This is a genomic window from Roseobacter weihaiensis (assembly GCF_020622345.1).
GTDB lineage: Bacteria > Pseudomonadota > Alphaproteobacteria > Rhodobacterales > Rhodobacteraceae > Roseobacter > Roseobacter weihaiensis.
In genome coordinates this window covers 209,043-225,289 of sequence record NZ_JACNMO010000007.1, presented here as the reverse complement: position 1 = coordinate 225,289, position 16,247 = coordinate 209,043, and the positions used below count along the sequence as shown (strand labels likewise).

Annotated in this window: 17 protein-coding genes and 1 pseudogene; 14 read left to right on the top strand and 4 right to left on the bottom strand. The window is 61.1% G+C overall.

Annotated features, from left to right (window positions below; genetic code table 11):
* The 5 genes and pseudogenes from H7847_RS10725 to H7847_RS10705 all read left to right on the top strand — a co-directional run.
* Positions 1 to 327: hypothetical protein (locus H7847_RS10725; RefSeq protein WP_227269479.1), on the top strand; the 327-nt coding region annotated here is incomplete at its 5' end.
* A gap of 21 nt (positions 328 to 348) precedes the next feature.
* A pseudogene (locus H7847_RS10720) lies at positions 349 to 987 on the top strand (LysE family translocator).
* A 348-nt stretch (positions 988 to 1,335) separates the two neighbouring features.
* A complete protein-coding gene (locus tag H7847_RS10715) occupies positions 1,336 to 1,698 on the top strand; it encodes an SUF system Fe-S cluster assembly protein (protein ID WP_227269478.1) in 363 nt (120 codons plus the stop codon).
* Positions 1,699 to 1,707: 9 nt separating this feature from the next.
* Entirely contained in the window at positions 1,708 to 2,274 is a 567-nt protein-coding gene (locus H7847_RS10710) for a sugar O-acetyltransferase (protein WP_227269477.1), read from the top strand.
* A gap of 23 nt (positions 2,275 to 2,297) precedes the next feature.
* Entirely contained in the window at positions 2,298 to 2,642 is a 345-nt protein-coding gene (locus tag H7847_RS10705) for a HesB/IscA family protein (protein WP_227269476.1), read from the top strand.
* Positions 2,643 to 2,648: 6 nt separating this feature from the next.
* On the opposite strand, the gene H7847_RS10700 is transcribed toward H7847_RS10705, so the two are convergent.
* The gene (locus tag H7847_RS10700; RefSeq protein WP_227269475.1) at positions 2,649 to 3,554 is read right to left on the bottom strand and encodes an isopenicillin N synthase family dioxygenase; all 906 of its coding nucleotides are present in this window, start codon (positions 3,552 to 3,554) and stop codon (positions 2,649 to 2,651) included.
* Positions 3,555 to 3,677: 123 nt separating this feature from the next.
* On the opposite strand from H7847_RS10700, the gene tpiA reads away from it, so the two are divergent.
* Positions 3,678 to 4,424 (top strand): triose-phosphate isomerase, encoded by a 747-nt coding sequence (tpiA, locus tag H7847_RS10695; protein ID WP_227269474.1) that lies wholly within the window; start codon positions 3,678 to 3,680, stop codon positions 4,422 to 4,424.
* A gap of 42 nt (positions 4,425 to 4,466) precedes the next feature.
* Positions 4,467 to 5,648, top strand: a complete 1,182-nt coding sequence (locus H7847_RS10690) for a cytochrome P450 (RefSeq protein ID WP_227269473.1) — start codon at positions 4,467 to 4,469, stop codon at positions 5,646 to 5,648.
* 186 nt (positions 5,649 to 5,834) lie between these two features.
* On the opposite strand, the gene H7847_RS10685 is transcribed toward H7847_RS10690, so the two are convergent.
* Together H7847_RS10685 and H7847_RS10680 are read right to left on the bottom strand one after the other, a co-directional pair.
* The gene (locus tag H7847_RS10685; RefSeq protein WP_227269472.1) at positions 5,835 to 6,563 is read right to left on the bottom strand and encodes an N-acyl homoserine lactonase family protein; all 729 of its coding nucleotides are present in this window, start codon (positions 6,561 to 6,563) and stop codon (positions 5,835 to 5,837) included.
* 293 nt (positions 6,564 to 6,856) lie between these two features.
* A complete protein-coding gene (locus tag H7847_RS10680; protein WP_227269471.1) occupies positions 6,857 to 7,318 on the bottom strand; it encodes an Lrp/AsnC family transcriptional regulator in 462 nt (153 codons plus the stop codon).
* A 139-nt stretch (positions 7,319 to 7,457) separates the two neighbouring features.
* Between H7847_RS10680 and cysG the strand changes: the two genes are divergently transcribed.
* The 7 genes from cysG (at position 7,458) to infC (ending at position 13,700) form a co-directional block, all read left to right on the top strand.
* A complete protein-coding gene (gene cysG, locus H7847_RS10675; RefSeq protein WP_227269470.1) occupies positions 7,458 to 8,885 on the top strand; it encodes a siroheme synthase CysG in 1,428 nt (475 codons plus the stop codon).
* A complete protein-coding gene (locus tag H7847_RS10670) occupies positions 8,885 to 9,190 on the top strand; it encodes a DUF2849 domain-containing protein (protein ID WP_227269469.1) in 306 nt (101 codons plus the stop codon). The genes cysG and H7847_RS10670 overlap by 1 nt, the downstream gene beginning before the upstream one ends.
* On the top strand, positions 9,183 to 10,847 hold the full coding sequence (locus H7847_RS10665) for a nitrite/sulfite reductase (protein WP_227269468.1): 1,665 nt from the start codon (positions 9,183 to 9,185) through the stop codon (positions 10,845 to 10,847). The genes H7847_RS10670 and H7847_RS10665 overlap by 8 nt, the downstream gene beginning before the upstream one ends.
* A complete protein-coding gene (locus H7847_RS10660) occupies positions 10,837 to 11,604 on the top strand; it encodes a phosphoadenylyl-sulfate reductase (RefSeq protein ID WP_227269467.1) in 768 nt (255 codons plus the stop codon). The genes H7847_RS10665 and H7847_RS10660 overlap by 11 nt, the downstream gene beginning before the upstream one ends.
* Entirely contained in the window at positions 11,601 to 12,014 is a 414-nt protein-coding gene (locus H7847_RS10655) for a DUF934 domain-containing protein (RefSeq protein WP_227269466.1), read from the top strand. Before H7847_RS10660 ends, H7847_RS10655 begins: the two co-directional genes overlap by 4 nt.
* 81 nt (positions 12,015 to 12,095) lie before the next feature.
* Positions 12,096 to 12,944, top strand: a complete 849-nt coding sequence (locus tag H7847_RS10650) for a ferredoxin--NADP reductase (protein ID WP_227269465.1) — start codon at positions 12,096 to 12,098, stop codon at positions 12,942 to 12,944.
* Between the two features lie 261 nt (positions 12,945 to 13,205).
* Positions 13,206 to 13,700: a translation initiation factor IF-3 gene (gene infC / locus H7847_RS10645; protein WP_227269464.1), complete on the top strand. Its 495-nt coding sequence runs from the start codon at positions 13,206 to 13,208 to the stop codon at positions 13,698 to 13,700.
* Between the two features lie 150 nt (positions 13,701 to 13,850).
* Here the strand turns inward: infC and H7847_RS10640 are convergent, their stop codons facing one another.
* Positions 13,851 to 16,223: a DUF1989 domain-containing protein gene (locus H7847_RS10640; protein WP_227269463.1), complete on the bottom strand. Its 2,373-nt coding sequence runs from the start codon at positions 16,221 to 16,223 to the stop codon at positions 13,851 to 13,853.
* Positions 16,224 to 16,247 lie beyond the last annotated feature (24 nt).

Here is a 16,247-nt window from a genome sequence, read left to right as displayed (position 1 = left end):
GTGTCATTGGAACCTCCTGTCCGATTGAGAAACCTCAATCGTCAGGCAGGTCTGCCAAATCCCAAAACAGCTGCATCAGTGATCAACACCCGCAAAGTGCGCAAATGCCGCGCGAGCGGCTTCGTCCAAGTCCCGCTGACCCGTCAATGGACGTCCAAATCCAAGGTCCGCTTGGGGCTGGCACCCGCCAACCGACCGAAACTGTCAAATGTCGGCTGCGAGCCCATAGTGATCGATGCTGCGTGCTGCACGAATGTCGGCATGGGCAGCGAGGTGCGGGGAACGAGGTTGATCCGAAATGATCGGTCACGGATAGTGACGGTATAGTCAGTTGGACGGAATGGACCTATGGAAGCTCTCACAATCGCCTTGCCGGGCATCCTTGTTGCCTATGGCGTTTTCGTGATGGGCATGTTCAGCCCCGGCCCCAATATTCTATCCATTATGGGCACCTCAATGGGTGTCGGGCGAGATGCCGGTAAATCCTTGGCGCTTGGCATAGCATCTGGTTCACTGATCTGGGGTTTGCTCGCTTGGGGCGGTCTTACAACCATTTTGGTCGCTTACGCCTCACTAATAACCATCATCAAGATTGCTGGCGCTGCCTATTTGCTTTGGCTGGCTTTCAAATCCTTCTGATCCGCAATGTCACATCGCGATCTAACGGCGAACGCTCTATGTCTGAGTGGGGGTGGTAGCGCTTATTATCGCCGCGGTTTACTCATCCAAATGACCAACCCAAAGGCCGCGCTGACTTGGACCGCGACGATTTCGCTTGGATTGTCCCCCGGAGCACCATGGTGGATTGGTGGCCTGATCGTGTTAGGAACCAGCCTGATCTCGTTCGGCGGGCACATTGCATATGCACTCGCTTTCTCGACCAAACCCATGGTGTCTGGTTTCGCGAAAGCCCGGCGATGGATCGAGACTGGGTTGGGGGTGTTCTTCTGCTTTGCGAGCTTTAAGTTGGTGACGTCTCGAACCTAGGGTAAGCGATACGGAATATGCAAGACTGTCCGCTCTGCCGACCTTGGCATGACTCTCGACGAAGGTCCGGTTGCCCTCGGGCACCTATGGGGTGATCCTTGCAGACGGCCTGACGAGGACGTTTGATGCTATGCGGGGGGTATTGTGGGTTTGGCTGTCGCTTGAACGAGACTTTAAGCCTTGTTCTAAAAAAATCGTTTGCTGCAGAAATCTTTGTCATTCACTGCAGAAATCGTTGTCCCGCTACACCCGCTACAAACAGCTACATTTCACCAAACAGGCTTGCGCCCCTTTACCCTTATGCCCCAAATCTTATATAAACGCTAAGGATCATGAGTGAGGCCCTCGATGAACAATGCACCCGAACCGCTCGAAGGCGCGCCGCTGATTGCGCCCTCCACAACAGACCATCCGCTCTACGATGAAGTGGTCGAGGCTTGCCGGAGCGTTTACGATCCGGAAATCCCGGTCAATATCTACGAACTGGGGCTGATCTATACCATTGATATCAATGACGAAAGTGAAGTAGCAATCAAGATGTCTCTCACGGCGCCCGGCTGCCCGGTTGCAGGTGAGATGCCGGGGTGGGTCGCAGATGCGGTAGAACCGATTGCCGGTGTCAAACAAGTCAATGTCGAGCTTGTGTGGGAGCCGCCTTGGGGCATGGACATGATGTCGGATGAGGCGCGGCTCGAACTGGGATTCATGTAAGCGTCGCCGATGCGCTCGGAAAAAGACAAGATGATTGCCGGCGAACTCTATCAACCCGGCGATGTAGAATTGGTGCGGGACCGGGCCCGGAACCAGGACATACAGCGTCGATACAATACGACCATCGTATCGGATAGTGCAGAGCGAAAATCTATTTTAGATGAATGGCTTGGAAGTCATAGTGAAGGTTGTGCTCTGCGTGCACCGCTGCATATGGACTATGGTTACAATGTCCATCTGGGACGCGACGTCTTTCTCAATTACGGCTGTGTCCTGTTGGATGTGTGCACGATCCGCATCGGCGACAAAACGCAGATCGGTCCTTACGTTCAGATTCTGACTGCCGATCATCCGCGCGATGGTGCCACACGAGACACCGGACAGGAATTCGGCCAACCGATTGAAATCGGAAGGAATGTCTGGATCGGTGGAGGTGCGATTATCCTCCCCGGCGTCACCATCGGCGACGATGCCGTGGTGGGTGCCGGCGCGGTTGTCACCAAATCCGTGCCGCCCGAGACCACGGTTGCAGGAAATCCCGCCCGCCCGCTTGTCCCGCGTCCCGTAAGAGACTAAATTAGCGTCAAAGGAGATTTGCGATGTTTGGCATTCCGGGCAAGCAGGCCGTGACACTGACCCCCAAAGCTGCTGCGCAGGTGGCAAAGCTGATGAAATCCGCAGGTCACGCGGGGCTGCGCATCGGTGTGAAAAAAGGCGGCTGTGCGGGCATGGAATATACTATGGAATATGTCGAGGACACCGATCCCAACGATGAATTGGTCGAACAGGACGGCGCGCGCGTGATGATCGCGCCCATGGCGCAGATGTTTCTCTTTGGTACCGAAATCGATTATGAGACGAGCTTGCTGGAGTCCGGATTTCGGTTCAACAACCCTAACGTGACCGAAGCCTGCGGCTGCGGCGAATCCATCAAATTCGGCTGAAACCGCTTATTCTGTCTTGAGATGAACGTAGGTTTCGTTGAACCGGCGGGCCAGATGATCGCCCGCCAAAATGACCTTGCCCGACCCCATCGGGGCGATATTGGTCTCTACGGACGGGTTGAAGAAAAGCGGCACTGACAGTCTTTCCTGCAGCGTGCCGATGACCCGGTGCGGGGTCGCCTTGACCCGACCGTCGCTCCAAATCTGCATCATCTCGCCAAAGTTGATAACAAACTCCCCCGGCGGCGCGCTGACCGGGATCCAGCCACCGCCGCGTTTGCGCACCTCCAGTCCCGGTGCGCCATCGGTGGCGAGCAGCGTCAGACAGCCGTAGTCGGTATGGGTCGCGATGCCGAAGTCCTGATGGGTCGCCCGGCCGGGTCGCGCCGGATAGTAATTGCCCCGCAGCAAGGCCATGGGGGCCTCGAACGCATCGTCAAAATAGCTGGCGGGCACGCAGAGCGCCTTGGCCACCCCCCGCAGGACGCCCATCGCCACATCGCAGGCCTGCCCGTAATAGCTTTCGATCTCAGGCCGAAAAGCGCGCGGCGTCTCAGGCCAGAGGTTGGGCGCATAGACCTCCAGCGCGCTGCGCGGATCATTTGCGGGCAGGGTAAACCCGCTGTCGAAATACTGTTTGTAATCCGGGTTGGCATTTGGGTCGACCTGTTCTGACCCGGATCGCCCCCAGCCCCGGTTGGCGCCGGTGCGCGCCATGTCGACCCGTGCTTTTTCAGCCTCGGGCAACAGAAAGAATGCCCGGTAGAGCGCAAGGATTTCGCGCACCCGGTCCGCGTTCAACCCGGTGTTATGAACCGTCGCAAAGCCGGTAACCGTTGCCGCCTCGCGCAGGGCCGCGATGGTTGCCACGTTCTCATCGGCAATCTTGCGCACATCCAGCCTGGGGATCATCTCGGCCTCCGATCTGTGCACTATGGCCTGCCACAGTACCCGCCGGGTTGCAAGATTTCAAACCCGTTTGCCGGACCGGGCGCAGGCTGCTACCAAGTGGCGACACTCAAGAAGGAGAGCGTGATGCGCAGAAAACTGGCCGCAGGAAACTGGAAAATGAACGGCAAGCTGGCCAGTCTCGAAATGCTGGACAGCCTCTCGCAGTCGTTCGGGGATGCCGGCTGTGACATCGCGATCTGCCCCCCCGCGCATCTGATCCTGCCCGCCGTTGAGCGATGTGCCAGCGGCGCCGTCCGCATCGGGGCACAGGACTGTCACACCGCGGAAAAGGGCGCTTTTACAGGGGATATTTCAGCCGTCATGCTGCGCGAAGCCGGGGCAGACTATGTGATCGTCGGCCATTCTGAACGGCGCGCGGCCTATACCGAAACCGATGCGGATGTGATGCACAAGGCCGCCGCTGCGCAAACCGCCAACCTGATCCCGATTGTCTGCCTTGGCGAAAGCCTCGCAGAACGCGAGGCGGGACAAGCCCTGCCGGTGATCCGCTCTCAGCTGAAACACTCGGTTCCGGCAGGCAGCACAGGCGCCACGCTGGTGGTGGCCTATGAACCGATCTGGGCCATCGGGACAGGCAAGATCCCGACCATGGCGCAGATTGCCGAGGTTCACGCGGCCCTGCGCCAGGATCTCAAAACCGCCTTTGGTGCCGCCGGTCAGGACATCACGTTACTCTATGGCGGGTCGGTCAAAGCAGGCAATGCCGCCGATATCTTTGCCATCTCGGACGTCGATGGCGCGCTGGTGGGCGGGGCAAGTCTGACGGCGGAGGATTTCTCGCCAATCGTCGCGGCGCTGAGTGCGGCCTGACCGCCTCTTGCCATGCCCGGCGCCGTCGGTCTTAAAGGGGTCATGAAAACCCTGCACCAATCCCCACTCGACGACAGCTTTGTCCAGAACCCCTATGCGCTCTACGCGGACGTACTTGCGGGTGATCCTGTCCGGTTCTGGCAGGACTATAACATGGTGGCGGTTTTTGATGCGCCCACAGTGCAGGCGCTGCTGCGGGATCGCCGTCTGGGCCGCGCCCTGCCCGATGCCCAACGCAGCAAGGCTCCGAAACATCTGGCAGCCTTTGACGCGGTGGAACGTGTCTCTATGCTCGATCTGGAGCCGCCGCACCATACCCGGCTGCGCGGGCTTGTGCTGCGCGCCTTCACCTCGCGGCGGATCAAAGCGCTGGTGCCCGACATCCACGAGATTTGCACCGATCTGATCGCCGGTTTCCCCGAGGGGCCGTTTGATCTGATCCCCGCGTTCTGCACCCCGCTGCCGGTCCGGATCATCGCGCGTCTGCTGGGCGTGCCCGAAACGATGTCGGAGGATCTGTTGCGTTGGTCAAATACGATGGTCGCGATGTACCAGGCCGGACGCACCCGTGCCATCGAAGAGGCTGCCGATGCGGCGGCCGCAGCGTTCACGGCGTTCCTGTCCGACTATATCGAGGCCCGGCGCACGGACCCGCAGGACGACCTCATCACAGAGCTGATCGCCGCCGAGGAAAACGGCCGGAAGCTCTCCCGCGAGGAGATGATCGGCACCTGCATCCTGCTCTTGAATGCAGGCCATGAAGCCACTGTGCATACCCTTGGAAACGCAGTGAAAACCCTGTTGGAACAGGGCACGGCACCAGCGGCACTCACCCCCGATCACATCGCCGCCACGGTGGAGGAAGTACTGCGCTATGACCCGCCACTACATATGTTCACCCGCTACGCTTACGCCCCCGTTGCCTTGGGGCCGCACAGGCTTGAGGCAGGCCAGCAGGTGGCGCTGATGCTGGGGGCCGCCGGGCGCGATCCCCGGCTTTGCCCGGACCCGGATCGCTTTGACCCGTTCCGCAAGGCCCCGCCGCATGTGGCATTTGGCGGCGGTCTGCATTTCTGCGTCGGTGCACCGCTGGCCCGGCTGGAACTGCAAATCGGGTTGCAACGGCTTTTCGAGGCCGTGCCGTCCTTGCGTCTGGTGTCACCGCCGCGCTATGCGGGGACCTATCATTTCCACGGCCTCGACGCCCTGCAGGTCACACTCTGACATGACAGACCCCGCGGCGCACATGCGCAACACCGGGGATTTCCCGCTTCACACCAAGACATTTCCCCAACCGGACAGCCGACCTAGATGGGTCACGCGGCAAAGGTCTCGCAAGACCCCATGCGCCAACTCCAAACCGTGTGAACGACCGTTTGCTGCCCTGCGCCCTGAAGATCGCAAGAATGCCTATTCGTAATATTCCGGTGCGCGGCGCAATTCGGCCCACTGGCGCGCGTCGTGCCCGTAGACAACCAGCGCCGCCCGCTCCCGAGCAGCCACCTCGGCGATCTTCTGCGTGCTCGCTCTTATCCGCGCTTCGTCGTCCGGGGACTCGCTCCAGTCCGTCACCCACATCTCGCGTGTATCGGCGTCCGCCATGGACTGGTCCATCACCGCATCCACCGCCAAAAGAACCGGTCCAGTCTTGGGCAGGCGCACGAGGACGGACTGATGACCGGGAACGTGCCCACCGGTCTCCAACAGCTCCACCCCGGCAGTCAACGCCGTATCGCCCTCGATCAAGCGGTAGTTCAAGTCCGGAAGATCCCAGATTTCGCGGTTCGTGGCAAAGCGGGGATGCCCGCCCTTGGCAAGCTCATAGTGTTCGCGCTGCACAACCAACTCGGCCCCCGGGAAAAGGTCGTGATTGCCGGAATGGTCGTCGTCCAGATGTGAACACACCAGGATATCGATATCAGAAGGCGTGAGGCCGATGGAGGCCAGACGGGCAACAACAGTGTCCTCGGGCGCGATTTCGAGTGTCAGACCCGGCGGGTGTTGCGGATTTTCCACGTAAGAGCGGGGCCAGCCCGTGTCCACCAGAACGTTCGTCCCGTTGTCCGTTTGGACGAGGTAGCCGGCCACCGGTATGTCGCCCGGTTGCATGGTGCCGAATGAAAGAAGGTAGAGGCGCATGACGTTGTTGTCTCCTGTCAGGATCATGACGGGTGAGCCGACGTGCAAGGCTCGGTGGCGTCATCAGTGTATAACAGAAGCGGAGTTTCATTGCGATCAAGCGACCAGCGGATCAGCTCCACCCTGCCGATATCGGATCGATGCTCTTTGTTGTTTGGCTCAAAATGGCCAGACTGAACGCCAGGTCTGTTGGCAGATCTGCCGCAAGTCAGGACAGGCCAATCCAGCATTTGGCGTCACGGCTCTACACGGTCCAAGACTGTCATGCGGCGCAGCCGCTCCGCTGGATCAGATCACAGCGGCAGCATGGTGGTGGATTTGATTTCTTCCATCGACAAAAGCGCGGTCACATTATGCACCCGGACCTCTGAGATCAGCGCCTGGTAGAAAGCGTCATAAGCGCGCGCATTCTGAACCCTGACCTTGAGAATATAGTCGATATCTCCGGCCAAGCGGTGCGCCTCCTGCACCTCTGGCCGGTCGCGCAGCGCCTTCAGAAACGCCGCCTGCCAGTCCGCCTCATGCTCGGAGGTGCGGATCAGGACAAAAAAACAGGCCTCGAACCCAAGGGCTTCCGCATCCAGCACAACGGTCTGCTGGCCGATGACGACTGCCTCCCGCATCTTGCGAATCCGGTTCCAGACCGGGGTCTTTGACGACCCCACTTCAGAGGCGATCTCATCCAGCGACTGGCTTGCATCGCGCTGCAGCGCCTTGAGGATTTTCCGATCCGTTTCATCAATCCGAACTGCCATTCTCGATTTTAGCCTTCTATCAGTCATCTGTTCTATTTTGCGACATAAACGGAACATTCGTCCTTATCAAGTCAGACATATAGCCAATATGCGGAATTATTTCCTATATTGGGTGAAAGAAATTCAAGAGGCAGCCATCATGGATCATTTCCCAGTTTTCTTGCGGGTGCACGGGCGACGCATTGTCCTGTCGGGCGGGGGTGAGGCTGCATTGGCCAAACTCCGGCTTCTGCTCAAAACCGCGGGACATATCACCGTCTTCTCGCCAGACCCTGCAAGTCAGATCGAACGCTGGGCAGATGAGCGCAGATTGACACTGGTCCGCCGGGCGATGGCCCCCGGTGACACGCTCTGCGCGGCCCTGTTTTACGCCGCTGACGAAGATGAGGCGGAAGATGCCCGGACTGCAGCAATTGCCCGCGCCGATGGGGCGCTGGTCAATATCGTCGACAACCTGCAGGATAGCCAGTTCATCACGCCCGCCATTGTCGACCGCGATCCCGTGACCGTCGCGATCGGAACGGAAGGGGCGGCCCCGGTGCTGGCGCGTGCCATCAAGGCGGATCTGGAAAGCCGTCTTCCAGCAGCGCTTGGCCCGCTGGCACGGATCGGCAAGTCTTTTCGCAAGCTCGCCGATGCCCTGCCCTTTGGCCGGGCGCGGCGTGATTTCTGGCGTGATTACTATTTCTCGGCGGGCCCGAAAGCGATCAAAGAGGGCGAGCCTGCCGTCCGGGACAGCCTCGATACCCTGCTGGAGGCGCATCTGCACCGCGAGGCCCGGCCCGGGCACGTGCATTTCGTGGGGGCGGGGCCGGGCGATCCCGACCTGCTGACGATGAAGGCCCGCCGGGTGCTGGATGAGGCCGATGTGGTGATCTACGACCGCCTCATCAGCCAGCCCATTCTGGAGCTCGCCCGCCGCGAGGCACTGATGATCAACGCCGGAAAGGAAGGCTTTGGCCCTTCCATGGCGCAGGAGGACATCAACGCGCTGATCGTCGAGCACGCGCAAACCGGGGCACAGGTCGTGCGTCTGAAATCCGGCGATGCGACGGTTTTCGGGCGGCTGGACGAAGAGATCGACGCGGTGGACGCGCATCAGATCGGCTGGGACATCGTGCCGGGGATCACCGCCGCCTCCGCCTCGGTCGCCGCCATCGGGCAAAGCCTGACCCGGCGGCAGCGCAATTCCTCGGTCCGTTTCCTGACCGGGCATGACATGAAAGGCTTTGCCGATCACGACTGGGCCACGCTGGCGCGTCCCGGCGAGGTGGCCGCGATCTACATGGGCAAGAAATCCGCACGGTTCATCCAGGGGCGCCTGCTGATGCATGGCGCGGACCGCCACACCCCGGTCACCGTGATCGAGAACGCCTCACGCCCGGATCAGCGGGTGCTGGAGACGACGCTGGATGCCCTGCCCGCCGCCCTCTCTGCCGCGCAGATGTCGGGCCCGGCACTCACACTTTACGGCCTTGCCCCGCGTGAAGCAGCCGCGGCGCATATCGAAGATCGCGCGGATCCGCTCTTTCACACGCCGGTTTCGCAAACACAGGAGGCGCTCTGATGCCCAAACCCTTTACCCCCAAAGTCGTCACCGCAAATCACCTGCTCAAAGGCGATGTGATCTATCAGACCGCCAGCGGCTGGACCCGCGATCTGGCGGAGGCGGAGGTGTTGACCGATGAGGCGGATGCCGCGCTGCGGCTGATCGATGCCACCCAGCAGACGGGCGAGATCGTGGGCGCCTATCTGGCGGATGTGGACCTCTGCGATGACACCCCCACCCCCGCGCATTTCCGCGAGGCGTTCCGGTCGCGCGGTCCGTCCAACTACGCCCATGGCAAGCAGGAGACACGTGAGCATGTATAGATACACTGATTTTGACGCCGCGTTCATCAAAGAGCGCAACGCCCAGTTCCGCGCCCAGGTCGAGCGTCGCATCGACGGCTCGCTGACCGAAGACGAGTTCAAACCGCTGCGCCTGATGAATGGTCTCTACCTGCAACTGCACGCCTATATGCTGCGGGTGGCGATCCCTTACGGCACGCTCAACAGCCGCCAGATGCATGTACTGGCCGATATCGCGGACAAATGGGACAAGGGTTACGGCCATTTCACCACGCGCCAGAACATCCAGTACAACTGGCCCGAACTGCGCGATGTGCCGGATATGCTGGACGCTTTGGGCGAGGTGCAGATGCACGCGATCCAGACCTCCGGCAATACGATCCGTAATGTGACGGCGGACCACTTTGCCGGTGCAGCGGCAGATGAGATCGCCGACCCGCGCCCGGTGGCCGAGCTCATTCGCCAGTGGTCCACCGACCACCCCGAATTCCAGTTTCTGCCGCGCAAGTTCAAGGTGGCCGTCACCGGCAGCCCGCATGACCGCGCCGTCACCAAGGCGCATGACATCGGGTTGCGCATGATCGAACGCGAGGGTCAGGCCGGGTTCGAGGTGATCGTGGGCGGCGGCCTTGGCCGGACCCCGATGATCGGCAAGGTGATCAAGGATTTCCTGCCGCGCGAGGACCTGCTGCCCTATCTCGAAGCCATCGTGAGCGTCTACAATGTGCTGGGGCGGCGCGACAACAAGTACAAGGCCCGGATCAAGATCACCGTACATGAAAACGGCATCGAAGAGATCCGCGCCCGGGTCGAGGAGCGCTATGCGCTGATCCGGCCGCAGTTCACCGGTGTCGATCAGCAGATGCTGGCCGCCATCGAAAGCGATTTCGCCGCACCGAAGTTCAAGATCAAATCGCTGGCCCCTTTCGAGGCCGCCTACACCAATGATCCGGTGTTCCGGTCCTGGGCCGACACGAACCTGACCGCACATCGCGCGCCGGGCTATGCCATCGTGTCGATCAGCCTCAAGGCGCATGGGGCCACGCCCGGCGATGCCTCCTCGGAACAGATGCGCGTGATGGCGGATCTGGCCCGTGCGTTTGCCCATGACGAGCTCCGCATCAGCCACGAGCAGAACGTGATCCTGCCGCATGTGCACAAGGCCGATCTGCCCGCGCTCCACGCCGCGTTGAAGGAGGCGGGTCTGGCGACGGCCAACATCGGCCTAATTTCCGACATCATCGCCTGCCCCGGCATGGATTACTGCGCGCTGGCAACGGCCCGCTCGATCCCCATTGCGCAGGAGATTGCGACGCGCTTTGACGCGCTGAAGCTGGAGCACGATGTGGGGCCACTGAAGATCAAGATCTCCGGCTGCATCAACGCCTGCGGACACCACCACGTGGGCCATATCGGTATTCTCGGCCTCGACCGTGCAGGGGTGGAGAACTACCAGATCACGCTGGGCGGCGATGGCACCGAAGATGCCAGCATCGGCGAACGCGCAGGCCCCGGCTTTTCCGCCGAAGAGATCATTCCGGCCATCGAACGGCTGGTGCTGGCCTACCTCGAGCTGCGCACAGAACCTGCGGAAACATTCCTGCAGACCTACCGCCGCTTGGGTCTCGCGCCGTTCAAAACCGCCCTCTACCCCGAGGCCCAGGCCGATGCCGCTTGATACCCCGCCCCTTGCCCCTTCGGAAAACACCGACGGAGGGTCAGGGGAGCAGCAGGCACGCGTCCGCGATCTGAACAGCCGATTGCGCCACCACGGCGCAACGGATGTGCTGCGCGTGGCCTTCGAGGCTGTGCCCGATCTGGCGCTGGTGTCCAGCTTCGGGGCCGACTCCGTAGCCTTGCTGCATCTCACCGCGATGGTGAACCGGGAGGTGCCGGTCCTGTTCATCGACACCGAAATGCTCTTTGCCGAAACGCTGGTCTACCAGCAGGAGGTGGCGGAACGTCTTGGCCTGCGCAATCTGCGGATCATCCGCAATGCGGATATCGCGCGGGCCGATCCGACGGGGCTACTGCACCGCACGGACACCGATGCCTGTTGCGCCCAGCGCAAAACACGCCCCCTGCAGGCCGCGTTGCAACACCATGGCGGCTGGATCACGGGTCGGAAACGCTTTCAATCCGGGCAACGGGCAGGTCTCGACTTCTTTGAGGTCGAGGCGGGCACGCCCCGGATCAAGGTCAACCCGCTGGCCTATTGGACGCCAAGCGACGTGGCAGACTACATCGATGAAAACCGCCTGCCGCGCCACCCCTTGGTGGCCAAGGGCTACCCCTCCATCGGATGTGCACCCTGCACCTCCCCCGTCATGCCCGGCGAGGACCCGCGCGCGGGCCGCTGGCGCACCTTGGACAAAGAAGAATGCGGCATCCACTTTGTAAATGGCAAGGCCGTCCGCTCAGGAGCTTCAACATGACTGTACTCGTAAATGACACCGGATTTACCCAGGACGACTGGACCCACGGCTTTGCAGCCCTGGGGGTCGCCAATGATGCCGAAGCCCTCGATGTCCCTTCGGACGCCGATCCGGCGGAAATCCCGCTCTGTGCCGGGCTGCAGATGGTGCGGGTCGACTTTCCCTCCTCCGCCGATGGGCGCGGTTTTTCCATCGCCCGCGCGCTGCGGCTGCGTGGCTTTACCGGGCGCTTGCGGGCCCGCGGGCACGTGCTGGCCGATCAATACGCGATGGCGCGCCGGTCAGGCTTCGACGAGGTCGAGATCGACGATGAACTGGCCGCGCGACAACCGCAGGATCAATGGCTGTTTCGCGCAGATTGGCAAAGCCACGACTACCAGAACCGCCTGCGCGGCAGGCAAACCGGCTGACGCGTCAAAGCGTCCGCCTTTTCCCTTCACATATCTCTTTCTAAAAAGGACGGGCAGGTGTAAGCCTGCGTTGACAGATTCATGACCGAGCATTCCTCCGTGACCCAAGCCACCGCCACCAAAGTGCCCACCCTCCCCGACGCCCAGACCGTCACCGCCGTCCAGCACTGGACGGACCGGTTGTTTTCCTTTCGCGTGACGCGGCCTGCATCCTTGCGGTTCCGGTCGGGCGAATTCGTGATGATCGGGCTGATGGGGGATCCTGATCCCAAGACAGGCAAACAAAAACCGTTGCTGCGGGCCTATTCCATTGCCTCACCGTCCTGGGACGAAGAGCTGGAGTTCTACTCGATCAAGGTGCAGGACGGCCCGCTGACCTCAAGATTGCAACACATCCAACCCGGTGACGAGATCATCCTGCGGCCCAAGCCGGTTGGCACGTTGGTGCATGATGCGCTCTTGCCCGGCAAACGCATCTGGTTCTTTGCGACCGGCACCGGCTTTGCGCCTTTTGCCTCGCTGTTGCGGGAACCGCAAACCTACGAGGACTATGACGAGGTCATCGTGACGCATACCTGCCGGGACGTGGCAGAGCTGGAATACAGCCGCCGTCTGATCGAAGAGATCAGGAGCGATGAGCTGCTGGGCGAGCTGATCGGCCCGGAAAACCTCGCCAAGCTGACCTATTACCCGACCACGACACGCGAAGAGAGCCCGAAGATGGGGCGTATCACCACGCTGCTCAAGGACGGCACCCTTTTCAGAGATCTGGGCATCGACGGGATCTCGGCCGAAACAGACCGCGCGATGGTCTGCGGCTCCATCGGCTTGAACACGGACCTCAAAGAGATTCTGGAAGGGTTCGGGCTGGAAGAAGGCGCAAACTCGGATCCCAAGCATTACGTGGTCGAGAAAGCCTTTGTCGGCTGAGCACAGATGGAAACCGGTTAAGGGACGCGGTGCGGAGAAATCCCGCAGCGCGTTTTTTCATTTTGCGCGTTGACACACCGATGTACACAGTCCAAGCGAGGCGTTGCAGGGTCTGGAACCTGTTTGCGCCCTTATTTGCTGCTTGAAGTAAAACTCCGCTGCGATTAATTTAAAGGCACGGCCCACAACAACTATCGAAGGAAGACCATCATCGCTCGCAGACCCCATAACGCGCCGCCACAAAGAGATACCGGCCCGCGCGTGAACGAAAAAATCCGAGGTTCTGACATTCGCCTGATTGGCGCGGATGGCGAAAACGTAGGCGTTGTGTCACCGGACCGCGCCATGGAAATGGCGGATGAGGCCGGACTGGACCTTGTGGAGATTTCGCCCAATGCCAACCCGCCCGTGTGCAAGATCATGGACTTTGGCAAATTCAAATACGAAACGCAGAAACGAGAAGCCGAAGCCCGCAAGAAGCAGAAGATCATCGAGATCAAGGAAGTCAAGTTCCGCCCGAACACGGACACCAATGACTACGATGTGAAAATGCGCAATGTTTTCAAGTTTTTGGAGAACGGTGATAAAGTGAAAATCACGCTGCGCTTTCGCGGTCGCGAGATGGCTCACCAGAACCTTGGACGCGAGTTGCTGGAACGTGTCGCCGAAGATACCAAAGACGCAGGCCGTGTGGAGAACTTTCCGAAAATGGAAGGCCGTCAGATGGTCATGCTGATCGGGCCCTTGCCGAAGTAAGTCCCCTCACCCAGCGATATCTATCCTGCGCCCTGCCCGAATGGGTCAGGGCGTTTGTTTTTTCTATAAGACCGTAAAGCAGCACAGGAAGCGATCTGTACCAAGCCCGCGCTTGCGAGCCGCAGCGCAGACCGACACTGGAAAACGCAATCAGCCATAATACCCCTTGACCCGCTTCTTTTGCGGATCGAAGTGAGGAAAGGGCACCACTCGCGCCACCAGGCGTTTTTGATGCCCGTCAAGCTGACCGACATCGATCTCGGTGCCGATCTCCGCATGGGCTGCCGCGACCCTTCCAAGCGCAATGACCTGGCCCAGCAGTGGCGATTTCATGGCAGAGGTCACCTCGCCTACCTGCGCCTTGCCGATCCGCAGGCAGTCGCCCGGTGCGGGGACGACGCCCCCCGTCAACGCCAGCCCCACAAGCTTGCGATGTGGATGCGCCTTGCGCTCTTCGAGGGCGGCGCGACCGATAAAGTCGTCCTCCTTGGACTTCAGCGGCACAGTAAAACCGATGCCCGCCTCAAAGGGGTCGGTCTGGTCGTCAAACTCCGACCCGGCAAAGATCAGACCCGCCTCGATCCGCATCATATCCAGCGCCGCCAGCCCCAGCGGTGTCAGCCCGTAAGGCCGCCCCGCATCCCAGACCGCCGCATAGACCGCTGCGGCATCTTTGGGGTGGCAGAAGACTTCATACCCCAGCTCGCCAGAATAGCCCGTGCGCGAGATCACAACAGCGGGGCCGTCAAAATCACCGACCCGAGCGATGGTCAGCCGGAACCACGGCAGTTCTTCGATGGTCGGTTGGGTGGGCGGCGTCCAGAAGACCTGCGCGAGGATATCCCGACTGTTTCGCCCCTGCACCGCGATGTTATGCAACTGGTCCGTCGAATTGCGCACCCATGCGTTCAGCCCGTGTTTCTCCGACTGCTCCCTGAGCCAGAGGCCCGAGGTGTCATTCCCCCCGATCCAGCGAAAATTCATCTCGCCCAGACGGTAGACCGTGCCGTCATCGATCATGCCGCCGTGGGCGTAGCACATCGCCGTGTAGACCACCTGCCCCACGGCCAGCTTTCTGATGTTGCGGGTCACGCAAAGCTGCATCAGCGCTTCGGCATCGGGGCCTGTGACCTCATATTTGCGCAGGGGCGACAGGTCCATGATCGCGGTTTTCTCGCGCACCGCCCAGTATTCGCCAATCGTGCCGATGGTGGGAAAGCTGTTGGGCAGCCAGTAGCCGTTATATTCGACAAAATCGCGGGTATGCGCGGCAAAGCACGCGTGAAATGCCGTTTTCTTGGTGTCTTCCACATCCGCCTCCGTGGATTTTCTGTAGCCGACGGACCTTTGGAAGTCTTCGGTCTGTTTGTAGGTTCGGACCTGGATATCGGTCGGGTTCCATCCGTTGGCCGGATCAATGTCGCAGGGGCAGGCCGTCGAGATACACAGCAGATCGGTCAGCGCCCGCAGCAGTACGTAATCGCCGGGACGCGACCAGGGGTCGTCCATGCCGATGGCGTTGGTGTCGTCCAGCATCGTGTTGAAGAAAAAGTTGATGGCGGGCCACCCCCCGCGTGGACGCACGTCAAACCGCGCCAGATCGAGGTTCATATTGTCCGAGCAATTGACGTGACCCGGATAGCCCAGATCCTCGTAGTAGCGCGCGGTACAGGCCAGACCGAAGGTGTCATGCCGCCCGCAGGTGTCCTGCACGATCTCAATGAGCGGCTCGTGATCGACGCTCCAGTATTTGGAAAAGATACCTGGCTGCGGATAGAGCGACCCCATCAGGCTGCGGGTGGTGGTGGGGTCGATCTCCCGCTCCAGCCCCTTGTCGAGCGCGCGCAGGGAAAACGCCTGAAAGTCGCTGCATTCGCGCCCCTTGACGTCGAGGATCTGGATGAACTGACCGGCCTTGACCTCATAGGCGGTTGCGGCACCGGGCTGGATGTTGAGATCCTCAAGCGGGTCGGCCAAGGGGTCCGGCGGCCCATGGGCTGCCTTGGTCATGGCGGGGTCGGCGCGGGACACGTAGAGCGCCAGATCGCTGGGTGGGTTCTGGTGCTGCGGCTGCATCGGCGCCCCCGGCGCGGCACAGATCAGCAGACCATCACGGTGAGCCACGAAGTCGGCAGTCTCTCCCGGACGCGAGCCTTCATCAAAGACGTGGATCGCATCGCCGAGCCCCAGATCAAACCCCGCCGCCTCCAGCGCGTGCAGAACCCTGGACCCTGACGGGCCCCCCTGTGACAGCGTCTCAATCGTGCGCTCCGGCCGTCCGGCCCCGCGCGCCCCGAGATAGCCCGCATCGGACGACTTGTCCGGCGCAAAGAAAACCAGCTCAGCCGGTTGCAGGCCATCGAGGTCCTGGATCGAGATGCGGTCGCCGCGATAGACCGGCACTGCGCGCGAGCCTCCACCAGGGACGGGATGACGCTCCACCCCCGGTGGCAGGATCGGCAGGCCGGGCATGCGCACCCCGTTACGCTCCCAGACATGCCGGGGCGTGTCAGTCGCGCTCATCGCATCACCTGCCGTGTCGCACAG

Excerpts from the sequence above, each read along its gene's own strand:
- H7847_RS10715 (WP_227269478.1), top strand. The coding sequence starts at position 1,336 with ATGAACAATGCACCCGAACCGCTCGAAGGCGCGCCGCTGATTGCGCCC.
- H7847_RS10710 (WP_227269477.1), top strand. The coding sequence starts at position 1,708 with ATGCGCTCGGAAAAAGACAAGATGATTGCCGGCGAACTCTATCAACCC.
- H7847_RS10705 (WP_227269476.1), top strand. The coding sequence starts at position 2,298 with ATGTTTGGCATTCCGGGCAAGCAGGCCGTGACACTGACCCCCAAAGCT.
- H7847_RS10700 (WP_227269475.1), bottom strand. The coding sequence starts at position 3,554 with ATGATCCCCAGGCTGGATGTGCGCAAGATTGCCGATGAGAACGTGGCA.
- tpiA (WP_227269474.1), top strand. The coding sequence starts at position 3,678 with ATGCGCAGAAAACTGGCCGCAGGAAACTGGAAAATGAACGGCAAGCTG.
- H7847_RS10690 (WP_227269473.1), top strand. The coding sequence starts at position 4,467 with ATGAAAACCCTGCACCAATCCCCACTCGACGACAGCTTTGTCCAGAAC.
- H7847_RS10685 (WP_227269472.1), bottom strand. The coding sequence starts at position 6,563 with ATGCGCCTCTACCTTCTTTCATTCGGCACCATGCAACCGGGCGACATA.
- H7847_RS10680 (WP_227269471.1), bottom strand. The coding sequence starts at position 7,318 with ATGGCAGTTCGGATTGATGAAACGGATCGGAAAATCCTCAAGGCGCTG.
- cysG (WP_227269470.1), top strand. The coding sequence starts at position 7,458 with ATGGATCATTTCCCAGTTTTCTTGCGGGTGCACGGGCGACGCATTGTC.
- H7847_RS10670 (WP_227269469.1), top strand. The coding sequence starts at position 8,885 with ATGCCCAAACCCTTTACCCCCAAAGTCGTCACCGCAAATCACCTGCTC.
- H7847_RS10665 (WP_227269468.1), top strand. The coding sequence starts at position 9,183 with ATGTATAGATACACTGATTTTGACGCCGCGTTCATCAAAGAGCGCAAC.
- H7847_RS10660 (WP_227269467.1), top strand. The coding sequence starts at position 10,837 with ATGCCGCTTGATACCCCGCCCCTTGCCCCTTCGGAAAACACCGACGGA.
- H7847_RS10655 (WP_227269466.1), top strand. The coding sequence starts at position 11,601 with ATGACTGTACTCGTAAATGACACCGGATTTACCCAGGACGACTGGACC.
- H7847_RS10650 (WP_227269465.1), top strand. The coding sequence starts at position 12,096 with ATGACCGAGCATTCCTCCGTGACCCAAGCCACCGCCACCAAAGTGCCC.
- H7847_RS10640 (WP_227269463.1), bottom strand. The coding sequence starts at position 16,223 with ATGAGCGCGACTGACACGCCCCGGCATGTCTGGGAGCGTAACGGGGTG.